Source organism: Rhizobium sp. SRDI969 (genome assembly GCF_025152725.1).
Lineage (GTDB): Bacteria > Pseudomonadota > Alphaproteobacteria > Rhizobiales > Rhizobiaceae > Rhizobium > Rhizobium leguminosarum_I.
On record NZ_CP104036.1, the window covers coordinates 76,451 to 89,665 of the forward strand.

General features: G+C 60.7%; 12 protein-coding genes. 10 read left to right on the forward strand and 2 right to left on the reverse strand.

Annotated elements, in window-relative coordinates; all coding sequences use genetic code 11:
- Positions 1-18: 18 nt before the first annotated feature.
- Positions 19-1,563, reverse strand: coding sequence for a sugar ABC transporter ATP-binding protein (locus N2A41_RS24545; RefSeq protein WP_260111316.1), 1,545 nt, complete (start codon positions 1,561-1,563; stop codon positions 19-21).
- Complete coding sequence (locus N2A41_RS24550) at positions 1,560-2,216, reverse strand: DUF2291 domain-containing protein (RefSeq protein ID WP_260111317.1); 657 nt, start codon at positions 2,214-2,216, stop codon at positions 1,560-1,562. Before N2A41_RS24550 ends, N2A41_RS24545 begins: the two co-directional genes overlap by 4 nt.
- 791 nt (positions 2,217-3,007) lie before the next feature.
- On the opposite strand from N2A41_RS24550, the gene N2A41_RS24555 reads away from it, so the two are divergent.
- From N2A41_RS24555 to ligD, 10 genes are all read left to right on the forward strand, one after another.
- On the forward strand, positions 3,008-4,582 hold the full coding sequence (locus N2A41_RS24555; RefSeq protein ID WP_260111318.1) for an FGGY-family carbohydrate kinase: 1,575 nt from the start codon (positions 3,008-3,010) through the stop codon (positions 4,580-4,582).
- Positions 4,583-4,614: 32 nt separating this feature from the next.
- On the forward strand, positions 4,615-6,126 hold the full coding sequence (locus N2A41_RS24560; protein ID WP_260111319.1) for a glycerol-3-phosphate dehydrogenase: 1,512 nt from the start codon (positions 4,615-4,617) through the stop codon (positions 6,124-6,126).
- An 11-nt stretch (positions 6,127-6,137) separates the two neighbouring features.
- Entirely contained in the window at positions 6,138-7,070 is a 933-nt protein-coding gene (locus tag N2A41_RS24565) for a sugar phosphate isomerase/epimerase family protein (protein WP_260111320.1), read from the forward strand.
- Between the two features lie 70 nt (positions 7,071-7,140).
- Positions 7,141-8,076 carry a sugar-binding transcriptional regulator gene (locus tag N2A41_RS24570; RefSeq protein WP_260111321.1) on the forward strand — a complete coding sequence of 312 codons (936 nt, stop codon included), beginning with the start codon at positions 7,141-7,143 and terminating at the stop codon, positions 8,074-8,076.
- 95 nt (positions 8,077-8,171) lie between these two features.
- Positions 8,172-8,948 carry a DeoR/GlpR family DNA-binding transcription regulator gene (locus tag N2A41_RS24575; protein ID WP_260111322.1) on the forward strand — a complete coding sequence of 259 codons (777 nt, stop codon included), beginning with the start codon at positions 8,172-8,174 and terminating at the stop codon, positions 8,946-8,948.
- The gene (locus N2A41_RS24580; RefSeq protein WP_222295865.1) at positions 8,945-9,715 is read left to right on the forward strand and encodes a triose-phosphate isomerase; all 771 of its coding nucleotides are present in this window, start codon (positions 8,945-8,947) and stop codon (positions 9,713-9,715) included. The genes N2A41_RS24575 and N2A41_RS24580 overlap by 4 nt, the downstream gene beginning before the upstream one ends.
- A gap of 11 nt (positions 9,716-9,726) precedes the next feature.
- Positions 9,727-10,182, forward strand: a complete 456-nt coding sequence (gene derI, locus N2A41_RS24585; RefSeq protein ID WP_003562478.1) for a D-erythrulose-4-phosphate isomerase — start codon at positions 9,727-9,729, stop codon at positions 10,180-10,182.
- 216 nt (positions 10,183-10,398) lie between these two features.
- Entirely contained in the window at positions 10,399-11,298 is a 900-nt protein-coding gene (gene ku, locus N2A41_RS24590; RefSeq protein WP_017967814.1) for a non-homologous end joining protein Ku, read from the forward strand.
- Between the two features lie 12 nt (positions 11,299-11,310).
- Positions 11,311-12,129 carry a non-homologous end joining protein Ku gene (gene ku, locus N2A41_RS24595; protein ID WP_260111323.1) on the forward strand — a complete coding sequence of 273 codons (819 nt, stop codon included), beginning with the start codon at positions 11,311-11,313 and terminating at the stop codon, positions 12,127-12,129.
- Between the two features lie 8 nt (positions 12,130-12,137).
- Entirely contained in the window at positions 12,138-13,196 is a 1,059-nt protein-coding gene (gene ligD, locus N2A41_RS24600) for a non-homologous end-joining DNA ligase (RefSeq protein ID WP_017967812.1), read from the forward strand.
- Positions 13,197-13,215: the final 19 nt, after the last annotated feature.

A 13,215-nucleotide genomic window follows, 5' to 3' on the forward strand; every position in this document is an offset into this window, starting at 1 on the left:
CAGTGCTCCATACTCAGGCTAGTGCGCGACCACGGCTTCGCCGGAGGCGGCCATGATCTTTTCCTTGGTGACATCCGAGCCGAACTCGGCCGATATCCTGCCGCGATGCATGACGATGATGCGGTGCGCGATGCTCAGGCATTCATTGACTTCGGACGTCGAATAGATGACCGCCAATCCCTGCTTGGCGCGCTCCGCGAGCAACTTGAAAACTTCCGCCTTGGCGCCGATATCGATGCCGCGGCTTGGCTCATCGAGCAGGATGACCTTCGGCTGGGTTGCCAGCATCTTGCCGATGACGACCTTCTGCTGGTTGCCGCCGGAGAGCGAGCCGATCGAAGCTGCACCGCCATCGGTTTTCACATGCACCCGCCGGATCGCGTCATTGACGAGATCGCGCTCCCGATGGCCGGAGGTGAAAATCCCTTTGGTGAAGGCGCGGATACTAGCAAGCGACAGATTGGAGCCGACCGTCATCGTCTGGACGAGGCCGTCGCGCTGGCGATCTTCGGGCACGAGCACGAGACCGCTGGCAATGCGCCCGGCGATGCTGAGCCCACTGACGTCCTGTCCTTCGAGCAGAACCTGTCCGCCACTTGCGCGCAGACGTCCGGCAATACACTCGAGCAGTTCCGTGCGCCCGGCGCCCATTAGCCCGTAGATGCAGACGATTTCGCCGGCACGCACCTTAAGAGACAGACGATCGACTGCATTATAGGCAGCGCCGGAGGGGCCGGGGACACTGAGATTTTCGATGGAAAGCGAGACGTTTCCGAACGGGTGGCCTTCCGGCGGGCTGCCGAGGTCGAAATTCTCGCCGACCATGTTGCGGACGATCCATTCGAGATCGATATCCTTGCGCTCGGCATAGGCCGTCATGTTTCCGTCGCGCAGAACGACGGCGTGATTGGTGATCTGCAGCGCCTCTTCCAGATGATGCGAGATGTAGACGATCGACACGCCTCGGCTCGTCAGGTCGTGGATGACCTTGAAGAGCACTTCCACCTCGGTCGCGCTCAGCGCCGAGGTCGGCTCGTCCATGATCAGGATGCGCGAGTTGACGGAGAGCGCCCGGGCAATCTCGACAATCTGCTGCTGGCCGAGGCGAAGATCCTCGACGCGCGTCAGCGGATCGATGTCTTCCTCGAGCTCTTCCATCAGCGCGCGGGTCTGACGCGCCTCTTCAGCGAAGTCGACGACACCGCCTTTGATGATCTCCCGGCCCATGAAAATATTGTCGCGAACACTGAGATTGGGGGCCAGGCTGAGTTCCTGGTGAATGATGGAGATCCCGCACTCGCGCGCATGGGTGGACGAAGTAAAGCTGATCGGCGAGCCGTCGAGAATGATCTCGCCGGAGCTTGGCTGCGCGACACCCGAAAGGATCTTCATCAAGGTCGACTTGCCCGCGCCGTTCTCCCCGAACAGCGTTGTGACCTGGCCGCGATGGATGTCGAAGTTCACTCCCTTGAGGGCGTGAACGTTGCCGTAGGATTTTGCGATATTGCGGGCAGCGAGGACGACCTCGCCTTTCGCGCCGTTGCTGCGTTGCGGCTGGCTCATTTGAGCTCGACCTTCACCGGCGTGACGAGCCAGTTCTTCGGGTTGATGAGCTTGAAGACGCCGACCACGGTCGCCTGTTTTCCGTCCAGCGCGTCAGCATCCAGGCCCGCGAAAACCGATTTCTTCATCTCGTTATTGATGGCCGAGCCGGCATCCTGATACTGGATCTGGTTGGTAAACTGGCCGAATTCGATGGTGCCGGTTGCATCGCGGAGGTCCGTGCCGTTGACCGCAGGGCCGGTCTGGACACGGACCGCCGTCTCGGGAGGCAACCCATCGATCTTCATTTCGTTGGTGTTCGACTTGCGGGCGCCGAAAACGCCGGTCAGCGTGACGGGAATGACCGGTCCAGTGCTCGTCGCAGTGCCGTATTTCTCGGCCGCCGCCTTCTTGTCGGCGGCAATGGCGGCCGCGAGATCGGCGGCTGCAATCGCCCGTTCCTCGACATTTGCCTTGATCTTCGGGAACTGCTCGGCGCCGAAGGTTTCCGGAGAGAATGCCTGCTGGCGGGCATCGTTTTCGGAACCGATCCTGACGACCGCCGTATCGAACGCGATCGCTGCAACGACGATGACCGCCAACGCCGCGCTGACAAGGAGCCCGCGATTGCCGCTGCTCGGCTTTGATGCTGGATAATCGGGCGATGTACTCATGTCCGGACGGCCTTGGCTTGGAATGGCGAGATGGAGAGGGTTAGCGCGACGATGATCGCAGGCGGGCTGAAGCATTGCGCCGCACCGGAACAGAAGCCGGCGGGCCACCCGCAAGAGCGCAACTTTGGACGAAAATTCGCATTGGAAGCCTCCTCAACAAGACCGGCGACTGTCTCCTCCAACCGCCTGGCTCTGCAAATTCTCCATCAGGAACCCACTTCCGTGATAGAAATATGTTACTTATGCCAGAAATGATGTTATAAATTTTACGAACTGTCAACGGCACTATCGCAGCAACTTGACCAAAAGGCACGGACTCACATCTTGTTCATCACGCTGCGGCGCAGCAAAAAGTGGCAGAAAATGCAGTCGCCTTTACACTTGTCATTCGGTCGAGCGATGCAATCATCTATCTGATTTCCGTTCAAAAATTCACAGATCGATCATTGCGCGCACTATCGTTTTCGATGCCCCACGCCGATAGCTCGACAGCGCGGCAGTAAACTCCTTGCTCCTCCATTTTAAATGAAAAAAATTACATCGCTAGAAAAATCTTACTGGAATTGTGGTATCGTTATGTTATGTTTTCGAACGAGCTCAGCGAGGTTTCGGCTGCGTGCCAGATCTGGAACTTGTCAAAGGCGGCGCGCTTGCCGTTACCCGTGGAAGGGCCGAAGTTGGCAGTCGGATGCATCATCCCAGATGAGTTTAGGGATCGGGAGGACTTCAGATGAATTTGATGCGCGTATTGTCCGCCGCGGCGCTTGCAATGGTGGCGAGATAGGCCTGCGATGACATCGACCCGGAAGATCATCATTGGCATAGATGCCGGCACCTCGGTCATCAAGGCCGTCGCCTTCGATCCGTCCGGACGCCAGATTGCCACGGCCTCCGTTCGCAACCGATACGCCACCGGAGACGATGGCTCGGCGACGCAGTCGCTCGATCAGACCTGGCTCGATTGCGCCAGCGCGTTGCGTGGCCTTGGCGAAAAAGTCCCTGATCTTGCATCCCGCACCGCAGCCATCGCCGTCACCGGACAGGGCGATGGCACCTGGCTCGTCGGCCGCGGCAATAGGCCGGTTGCCGATGCCTGGCTGTGGCTCGACGCGCGTGCCGCGCCGACAGTCACGTCGCTTACCGGCGGAACGCAGAACCGTGCCCGCTTCGAGGCGACGGGCACCGGTCTCAACACTTGCCAGCAGGGCGCGCAACTTGCCCATATGGACCGCTTCACGCCGGATCTTCTCGATCGGGCAGAGGCGGCGCTGCACTGCAAGGACTGGCTCTATCTCAACCTTACAGGCGTGCGGGCAACCGATCCATCGGAGGCAAGTTTCACCTTCGGCAATTTCAGAACGCGCCAGTATGATGCCGTCGTGATCGACGCGCTCGGTCTTGACCATAGACGCGGGCTCCTGCCCGAAATCATCGACGGCAGCGAGATCAGCCACAAGCTGACACCAGAGGCGGCGGAGGCCTGCGGGCTTCTTGCCGGAACGCCGGTCTGCCTCGGTTATGTCGACATGGTGATGACGGCGCTTGGCGCAGGCGTGCGCAGCGGCGCTCGCAACGCCGCCTGCTCGACGATCGGCTCCACCGGCGTGCACTTGCGCGCCAAGTCCGTTGCCGACGTTCAGCTCAATAGTGAGGGCACCGGCTATGTGATCGCCCTGCCCATCCCCGGCATCGTCACCCAGGTCCAGACGAATATGGGCGCCACGATCAACATAGACTGGATCCTCGGCGTTGCCGCCTATCTGATGGCCGAGGCAGGCAAGCCTGCTTCGCATGCAGACCTCATTGCGCGTATCGACGGCTGGTTTGCAGAAAGCCGACCGGGAGCGGTGCTCTACCATCCCTACATTTCCGAAGCGGGCGAACGTGGGCCTTTCGTCAACGCCAATGCGCGCGCGGGCTTCACCGGGCTTTCGATGCGTCACAGCTTCCCCGATCTGCTGCGCGGCGTGGTCGAAGGGTTGGGGCTTGCCACCCGAGACTGCTACGCGGCGATGGGCGCGATGCCCGAAGAGCTGCGGGTCACGGGCGGGGCAACACGCTCCGTCGCCCTTCGCCGCTCACTCTCGGCCGCCGTTAACGCACCGATCCGCCAGTCGCGCCGCGAGGAGACGGGGGCGGCCGGCGTGGCGATGATGGCCGCGGTGGCTGTCGGCGTCTATTCCAGCATGGACGATTGCATTGCCGACTGGGTGACGCCGCTGCTCGGCGATCCGGAGACGCCGGATGCCAGCGAGGCTCACCGGTTCGACCGGCTCTTTTCTGCCTATGCCGATGTGCGCCAAGCAATGGCGCCTGCTTGGGACAAGCTTGCCGAAGCCGCAGCGACGTCGCCGGTGGGCGCCTAAATCTGATGCAGCAGGCATCGAAGGAGCATGACATGACCGAACCCGAACTCCTGGATCTCTTCGTCATCGGCGGAGGCATCAACGGCGCGGGGATAGCACGCGATGCTGCCGGCCGCGGCCTGAAGGTCGTGCTGTGCGAAAAGGACGATCTGGCACAGGGAACCTCGTCGCGTTCGGGCAAGCTGGTGCATGGCGGTTTGCGTTACCTCGAATATCACGAATTCCGCCTGGTGCGCGAGGCGCTGATCGAGCGTGAAGTGCTGCTCAACGCCGCGCCGCACATCATCTGGCCGATGCGCTTCGTCCTGCCGCACAGCCCTGAGGATCGACCAGCATGGCTCGTGCGGCTCGGCCTCTTTCTCTATGATCATCTCGGCGGCCGCAAGAAGCTGCCCGGGACCCGCACGCTCAACCTGCTCCGCGACCCGGAAGGCACGCCGATCCTCGATCAATACACACGCGGCTTTGAATATTCCGATTGCTGGGTCGACGACGCCCGCCTCGTGACCTTGAATGCGCTGAGCGCAGCGGAAAACGGCGCCTTGGTGTTGACCCGCTCGCCCGCCGTGTCGGCCCGCCGCGAGAATGGCGGTTGGACTGTCGTCACCAAAAGCAACGCCACGGGAGAGACGCGAACCTTCCGTGCCAAATGTCTGGTGAACTGCGCGGGCCCCTGGGTAATGGACATCATCAATCGCGTCGCCGGTTCGAATTCCGGCCGCAACGTCCGCCTCGTCAAGGGCAGCCACATCATCGTGCCGAAGTTCTGGGCGGGCGCCAATGCCTATCTGGTGCAGAACCACGACAAACGCGTCATTTTCATCAATCCCTACGAGGGCGACAAGGCGCTGATCGGGACGACCGATATCGCGTACGAAGGCCGGGCCGAGGATGTTGCCGCCGACGAGACGGAAATCGAGTATCTGCTCCAGGCGGTCAATCGCTACTTCAAGGAAAAGCTGCGTCGCCACGACGTGCTGCACAGCTTCTCCGGCGTGCGCCCGCTGTTTGACGATGGCAAGGGCAACCCGTCGGCCGTTACCCGCGACTATGTCTTCGATCTCGACGAGACCGGCGGCGCTCCGCTGCTCAACGTCTTCGGCGGCAAGATCACCACATTCCGCGAACTCGCCGAACGCGGCATGCAGCGCCTGAAGCACATCTTCCCGAACATGGGAGGCGACTGGACGGAGAAAGCGCCGCTACCGGGCGGCGAAATTCCGAATGCCGACTACGAGAGCTTCGCCAACAGCCTGCGCGATATCTATCCCTGGATGCCGCGCAAGCTCGTGCATCACTATGGCCGTCTCTATGGCGCCCGCGCCAGGAATGTGGTTGCCGGCGCGACTGGCATAGAAGGGCTCGGGCGGCATTTCGGCGGACAGTTCTATGAGGCTGAGGCCCGCTATCTCGTCGCCACGGAGTGGGCCGAAACGGCAGACGACATCCTCTTTCGCCGCACCAAACACTACCTCCATCTGAACGAAGCGGAGCGCGCGGCGTTTGGCGAGTGGTTTGCTTCAACCCGCCTTGCCGCCGCCTGAAGGATGCCGCCATGCCGCTGACCCTTTCGCTCAACACCAATCCGCTGGTGAACCGCTTTGCCGACCCAGACGATCTGATCGATACGGTCGCGCGTGATTTGCGGATCCGCGACCTCCAACTGACCCACGAATTCATCAATCCGAGCTGGCAGGCGCCAGTGGTTAGTCGCCTGACGCGCACGATGATTGCTGCCCTGAAGCGCACCGGCGTGCGGGTCACCTCGGGTATGACCGGCCCCTATGGCCGCCTCAACCATTTTGGACATCCGGATGCCGATGTGCGTCGCTACTACGTCGATTGGTTCAAGACCTTTGCCGACATTACCGCCGATCTCGGCGGCCACTCGGTCGGCACGCAATTTGCGATCTTCACCTATAAGGACTTCGACGATCCGGCCAGACGCGAGGAAATGATCAAGATCGCCATCGATTGTTGGGCCGATGTCGCCGAGCACGCGCGTGCCGCAGGTCTCTCCTACATGTTCTGGGAACCGATGAGCATCGGCCGCGAGTTCGGCGAGACGATCGGCGCCTGCCTGTCGCTGCAGGAGCGGCTGACATCAGCCGCAATGGCCATCCCGATGTGGATGATGGCGGATATCGATCATGGCGACATCACCTCCGCCGATCCCGATGACTACGACCCCTATGCCTGGGCACGCGCCGTCCCGCCGGTATCGCCGATCATTCACATCAAACAGAGCTTGATGGACAAGGGCGGGCACCGGCCCTTCACCGCCGAATTCAACGCCAAGGGCCGCATCCAGCCGGCACCGCTGCTCCAGGCGCTGGCCGAAGGTGGAGCAAAAGACAATGAAATCTGCCTGGAACTCTCCTTCAAGGAACGCGAGCCGAACGATCGCCGGGTCATCCCGCAGATCGCCGAAAGCGTCGCCTTCTGGGCGCCGCATATCGACACCGGCGTCGCCGACTTGAACATCTGAGGCGGAGATCTTTAAAAGGCAGCACTGCGATACGGCGGAATCGCCGCATGACCTTCGAAAAGGAGCCGTGATGACGGACGCCGATGATACGCTTGCCGTGCGTGCTGCCTGGCTTCACTATGCCGGTGGCCTGACGCAGTCCGACGTCGCTCGCCGTCTTGGCGTACCGTCGGTAAAGGCCCATCGTCTGATCGCCAGAGCGGTCGCCGATGGCGTCGTCAAAGTCACCATCGACGGGGATATCGTCGAATGCGTCGAGCTGGAGATGCGGCTTTCGGAACGGTTCGGACTTCAATATTGCGAGGTCGCACCCGATCTCGGCGAAGAAGGCTTGCCGCTGCGCGCACTCGGCCATGCCGGCGCCGGCTATCTCAAGCGCGAGATCGAGCGCGGCGACAACCCGGTCATCGGCCTTGGTCATGGCCGCACGCTTTCCGCTGCCGTCCAATATATGCCGAGGGTGAGCGCGAAGAACCTGCGCTTCGTCTCGTTGCTTGGGGGGCTGACACGAAACTATGGCGCCAATCCCTATGATGTGATGCATCGCATCGCCGAAAAGACCGGCGCCCATGCCTATGTCATGCCGGTTCCCTTTTTCGCCAATACCGGCGAGGACCGCGAAGTGCTGAAGGCGCAGCGTGCCGTCAAGGAGGTCTTCGATCTTGCCAATAATGCCGATCTGAAGCTCGTCGGCCTGGGAACTGTCGATGCCGAGGCGCAACTGGTTTTGTCCGGCATGGTCGAACCCGGTGAAATTGACGACATCGCCGCCGCAGGCGGCGTCGGCGAAATCCTCGGACATTTTTTCGACGCCGACGGCCATATCCTCGACACTGCGCTGACGGCGCGCACGCTCTCTGCGTCTTTCCCCAAGACCAAGAAAGAGCGGCTTGTGGCGCTGGCGGGCGGACAGTCGAAAGTGGCGGCCGTCCGGGCAATTCTGAATAGCCGCCGCCTTTTCGGGCTGATCACCGACGAGCGAACTGCGCAGGCGCTGCTGGAGTAGGGAAAACAACAACATTTTATCGCAAAATAACATAATAAATGTTGATTATCACGCATACTTCGTTATCTTAACATCAACGAGGGTGGGAGAGCGGGATGAGGCGGGAAGAGCGGCAGCAGTTGATCGTCACCCTGCTCGTCGAAAACAAGACCGTCGATCTCGACGACCTTGCCGATCGCTTCACCGTGTCAAAGATGACGATCCATCGCGATCTCGACGATCTCGAGCAGGCCGGCGTCCTGCGCAAGGTTCGCGGCGGCGCGACCATTGATGCCGGAACGCAGTTCGAAAGCGATTTCCGCATTCGCGAGCGCCAGGGCAACGAGGCCAAGCTGGCTATGGCTGAGACCGCGCTGGAACTGGTCGAGCCGGGGATGACGGTGATGGTGAACGACGGCTCGATGGCGGCCGTGCTCGGGGAAATGCTGCTGCAGAAGCGGCCGCTGACGTTGATCACCAACAATGCGGCGATCATGGAGCGGCTGAAAGGCGAAACCGGCATCACCTTGATCGCGCTTGGCGGCATCTACTCGGCGAAATTCAACGCCTATCTCGGCGTCGTCACCGAGGAGGCATTGTCGCGGCTGAGGGCCGACATCGCCTTCATTTCGACGCCGGCCGTCAGCGGCGCGCGGGCCTATCACATGGACGATAATGTCGTGCGCGCCAAGCGGGCAATGATCGCGTCGTCGACCAGGACCTGCCTTCTGGTCAATCATCAGCGCATCGGCCACACCGCCCTGCATCTCATGGCGGATCTGGCCGACTTCGACGCCGTTATCACCGACAGCGCACCCGATGCTGCTGTCCTGGAGGAATTCGAGCAGGCGGGCATTACGCTCACCATCGCATCAACGCAGGATCCGACATGACCGAAAAGCCGCGCTTCTGGATTGGCACCAGTTGGAAGATGAACAAGACGCTTGCTGAAGCCGAGCATTTCGCCCGCGGTCTCGAAGCTGCCGATGCCGCACGCGATCCGCGTATCCAGCGCTTCGTCATTCCGTCTTTCACGGCCGTGCGCGAGATCAAGGCGATGCTTGCCAAGACCTCGGTGAAGGTCGGCGCGCAGACCATGCATTGGGCCGACCAGGGCGCCTGGACCGGCGAAGTCTCGCCCGTAATGCTGAAGGACTGCAATCTCGATCTCGTCGAACTCGGCCATTCCGAGCGGCGCGAACATTTTGGAGAGACCGACGAGACAGTGGGGCTGAAGACCGAAGCAGCGGTTCGCCACGGTCTCATTCCGCTGATCTGCATTGGCGAGACGCTTTCCGACCGCGAAAGCGGAAAGGCCGCCGACATCCTCGCGACCCAGGTGCGCGGCGCGCTTTCGAAACTTTCTGGCGACCAGAAAGGCGCCGAAATCCTGCTGGCCTACGAGCCGGTCTGGGCGATCGGCGAGAAGGGCATCCCGGCGACTGCGGATTATGCGGATGCCCGCCAGTCTGAAATCATCGCCGTTGCCGAAGCTGTGCTAGGCCGGAAGATCCCCTGCCTTTATGGCGGGTCGGTCAACCCGCAGAACTGCGAAGAATTGATCTCGAGCCCGCATATCGACGGGCTCTTCATCGGCCGTTCGGCCTGGAATGTCGAAGGTTACCTCGACATTCTGGCCAAATGCGCCGCCAAACTCTGAGGAGAAGGAAAATGAAGCTTGCCATTGCAGGAGACAGCGCCGGCGAAGGCCTCGCCAAGGTTCTGGCCGACCATCTGAAGGACCGCTTTGACGTCTACGAGGTCTCGCGCACCAGCGCCGGTGCCGATCCTTTCTATGCCAACCTCTCGGATCGCGTCGCCTCAGGCGTCATCGACGGCACCTACGACAAGGCGATCCTCGTTTGCGGCACCGGCATCGGCGTCTGCATCTCGGCCAACAAGGTACCTGGCATCCGCGCCGCCCTGACGCACGACACCTATTCCGCCGAGCGTGCCGCTCTCTCCAACAATGCGCAGATCATCACCATGGGAGCCCGCGTCATCGGAACGGAGCTTGCAAAGTCTATCGCTGATGCGTTTCTTGCCCAGACCTTCGACGAGAACGGCCGTTCTGCCGGTAACGTCAAGGCCATGGATGATCTCGACGCGAAGTACAGCGCCCGTTGAGCAATGCTGGCGGTGAAGCCGGATATATCCTGGTGGTTGCCGCCTCGTTCAAACGCACGTCGCGACAAAAAGAGTCATCGAAACAATAACATCTCCAGACTCGGAATACGGGAGATCTCCACTCGTTAAGTCATTGAATTTGGATTCGTTTCGACTCGGAACAATTTGCCACGTGATTCAGTTGAATCGCGTTGGTTGTGTGAGGGAGTCGCGCAGATGGTTGCCCCGCGGGCGAATTGGAAAGGTTACATCAAGTTTGGAGAAGTCGCGTTTCCTGTCGCGCTCTACACTGCGGCATCCTCCTCCGAGCGGATCGCCTTCAACACTCTGAACCGAAAAACCGGCAATCGTGTTCGGCGCGAATTCGTCGACAGTGAAACCGGCGATCCCGTCGAGCGCGAGGATCAGGTCAAAGGTTTCGAGATCGAGGACGGGCGATATGTCGTGCTTGAACCCGACGAAGTCGCGTCCGCAATTCCGAACAGCGACAAGACACTTACGGTCGAGGCGTTCATTCCCTGCGATGAAGTCGACGATGTCTATTTCGACAAGCCCTATTACCTTGCTCCCGACAAGTTGGGCGGCGACGCCTACAAGCTGCTGCGCGACGGCATGAAAAAGGCCAGGGTTGCTGCAATTGCTCGCACGGTGTTGTTCCGGCGTCTGCGCACCGTTCTCATTCGGCCGCACGGCAACGGCTTGGTCGGCTCCACCTTGAACTATGACTATGAAGTCCGCTCGTCGCAAAAGGCTTTCGAGGAAATGCCGGACCTGAAGATCGAAGGTGAGATGCTGGAGCTCGCCAAACACATCATCAACACGAAAAAAGGCCAATTTGATCCCAAGCAGTTCGACGACCGCTATGAGGCGGCGGTGGCAGAGCTGGTGAAAGCTAAGATTGAGGGCCGGACGCTGCCGAAGAAGAGGACGCCCCCGGCATCCAAGCCCAGCGACCTGCTTCAGGCGCTGCGTGAAAGTGCCGGAATGTCCGCGCCCGCCAAGAGCAAGCGCACTGCAGCTAACGCCAATGCCGGAAAAGGTCGCCAGAAATCAGCGCGTGCGACATCGGCGAAGTCGCGTGGCACCGGCGCCGCTCAACACCGCCGCGCCAGCTGATTGGAGGATTCGATGGCCCTTCGTCCCCACTGGAAAGGCTACCTCAAGCTCTCGCTCGTCACCTGCCCAGTGCAGATGATGCCGGCGACGTCGGAAAATGAGAAGGTCCGCTTCCACACTTTGAACAGAGAGACGCAGAACCGCGTCGTCAGCCATTATGTCGATTCCGTCACCGGCAAGGAGGTGAGGGACGAGGACGAGGTGAAGGGCTATCAACGCGGCGAGAACGAGTATGTCATTCTGGAAGACGAGGAACTCGAAAACGTTGCACTCGACAGTACCAAGACGATCGACATCGAAGTTTTCGCACCGCGCGACGGCGTCGACTGGATCTGGCTCGATACGCCCTACTATCTTTCTCCGGACGATCCGGTCGGCCAGGAGGCATTTTCGGTCATCCGCGATGCCATGGCCGCCGAGAATATGGTCGGCATATCAAGACTTGTAATCTCAAGGCGGGAACGCGCCGTCATGCTGGAGCCACGCGGCAAGGGCATCGTACTTTGGACGCTGCGTTATGGGGATGAGGTGCGAGATGCCGAGATCTATTTCGAGAAAGTCGATGACCAGCCTGCCGACAGCGAAATGATGCCGCTTGTCCAGCAGCTGATCAAAAAGCAGACGCAGCACTGGAGCCCGAAGATGGTTTCCGATCCGGTTCAGGACAAGCTCCTCGATATCATCGACGCGAAGAAGAAGCAGATGAAAAAGCCGAGCAGGACAACGTCCAAGTCCAAGGAAAAGCAAGAGCCGGCACCAAGCAATGTCATCAACATCATGGATGCCCTGCGCAAGTCGGTCGAAGCGGAAAACCGCCCCGGAAGGCGCTAGGCCTGATCATGACGCGCCCGCGCCGCCCAATTCTGCCCTTGCTCGACGAATCTCACCCAACGCTGCAGTCTCGTCCGATCCGCAAGCGCGATCCCGACCAGCCTAGCCTGCCCTTCGATCCAATGCCGTCGCGCATCGAGCCTTGCCTCGCACTGCTGAAGCCGACCGTGCCCGTGGGGCCGGATTGGCTCTATGAGGTGAAGTTGGATGGCTATCGATTGGCAATCCATATTGAGCCGAAGGGCGTGCGGGTCATCACCCGCGGCGGACATAACTGGACCCATCGCTTCCCCACCATTGCCGCGGCGGCAAAAGAGCTGGGGGCAACGACCGCCATTCTCGATGGCGAGGCCGTCGTACTCGACGATCACGGTCGATCGGATTTTGGCGCCCTGCAACGTTCGCTCGGCGGGCGGGGCGGCAAGCGGGCGTCGACCGAGTCAATCCTCGTTGCCTTCGACCTTCTCTATCTCGATGGACACGATCTGACAGGCACCGAGCTTGACGTACGCCGGCACCTGCTTGAAGACCTGATACCTGACGGCGATGATCAGACGATCCGCATCTCCGAAGAAGTAGACCTGCCGGCCGAAGACCTCCTCGAGCACGCCTGCCATCGTCATCTGGAAGGCATCATTGCCAAACATCGCGACCGGCCCTACCGCAGTGGCCGCACGGGCGACTGGCTGAAGATCAAGTGCGTCCAGAGCGAGAGCTTCATGATCGTCGGTTATGAGCAGTCAGCATCCGCCCGCGGCGGCATCGGCAGCCTGCTTGTGGCCGGCAGACAAGGCTTCGACTGGGTTTACGTGGGGTCGGTGGGGACTGGTTTCACTGCCAGGGATGCTGAACACCTGAAAAAGACGCTGGACCGGCTGAAGACGAGCCGGCCGGTCGTTCCCTTGAAGGGCAAGCGCCTCGTCTTCGTCCAGCCGACGCTGATTGCCGAGATCGAGTTTCGCGGCTGGACCGATGACGGCAATCTCCGCCATGCGTCCTACAAGGGGCTGCGCGAGGTTCAAGACAACGCCGCTGTCTTCGATATGACTGGCTTGATGGGCGATTGAGGGACGGTTATCAGCCTTC

Coding starts and splice junctions, on each gene's coding strand:
- ligD (WP_017967812.1), top strand. CDS start 12,138: ATGACGCGCCCGCGCCGCCCAATTCTGCCCTTGCTCGACGAATCTCAC.
- N2A41_RS24550 (WP_260111317.1), bottom strand. CDS start 2,216: ATGAGTACATCGCCCGATTATCCAGCATCAAAGCCGAGCAGCGGCAAT.
- N2A41_RS24555 (WP_260111318.1), top strand. CDS start 3,008: ATGACATCGACCCGGAAGATCATCATTGGCATAGATGCCGGCACCTCG.
- N2A41_RS24545 (WP_260111316.1), bottom strand. CDS start 1,563: ATGAGCCAGCCGCAACGCAGCAACGGCGCGAAAGGCGAGGTCGTCCTC.
- N2A41_RS24580 (WP_222295865.1), top strand. CDS start 8,945: ATGACCGAAAAGCCGCGCTTCTGGATTGGCACCAGTTGGAAGATGAAC.
- N2A41_RS24575 (WP_260111322.1), top strand. CDS start 8,172: ATGAGGCGGGAAGAGCGGCAGCAGTTGATCGTCACCCTGCTCGTCGAA.
- ku (WP_260111323.1), top strand. CDS start 11,311: ATGGCCCTTCGTCCCCACTGGAAAGGCTACCTCAAGCTCTCGCTCGTC.
- N2A41_RS24570 (WP_260111321.1), top strand. CDS start 7,141: ATGACGGACGCCGATGATACGCTTGCCGTGCGTGCTGCCTGGCTTCAC.
- N2A41_RS24565 (WP_260111320.1), top strand. CDS start 6,138: ATGCCGCTGACCCTTTCGCTCAACACCAATCCGCTGGTGAACCGCTTT.
- derI (WP_003562478.1), top strand. CDS start 9,727: ATGAAGCTTGCCATTGCAGGAGACAGCGCCGGCGAAGGCCTCGCCAAG.
- N2A41_RS24560 (WP_260111319.1), top strand. CDS start 4,615: ATGACCGAACCCGAACTCCTGGATCTCTTCGTCATCGGCGGAGGCATC.
- ku (WP_017967814.1), top strand. CDS start 10,399: ATGGTTGCCCCGCGGGCGAATTGGAAAGGTTACATCAAGTTTGGAGAA.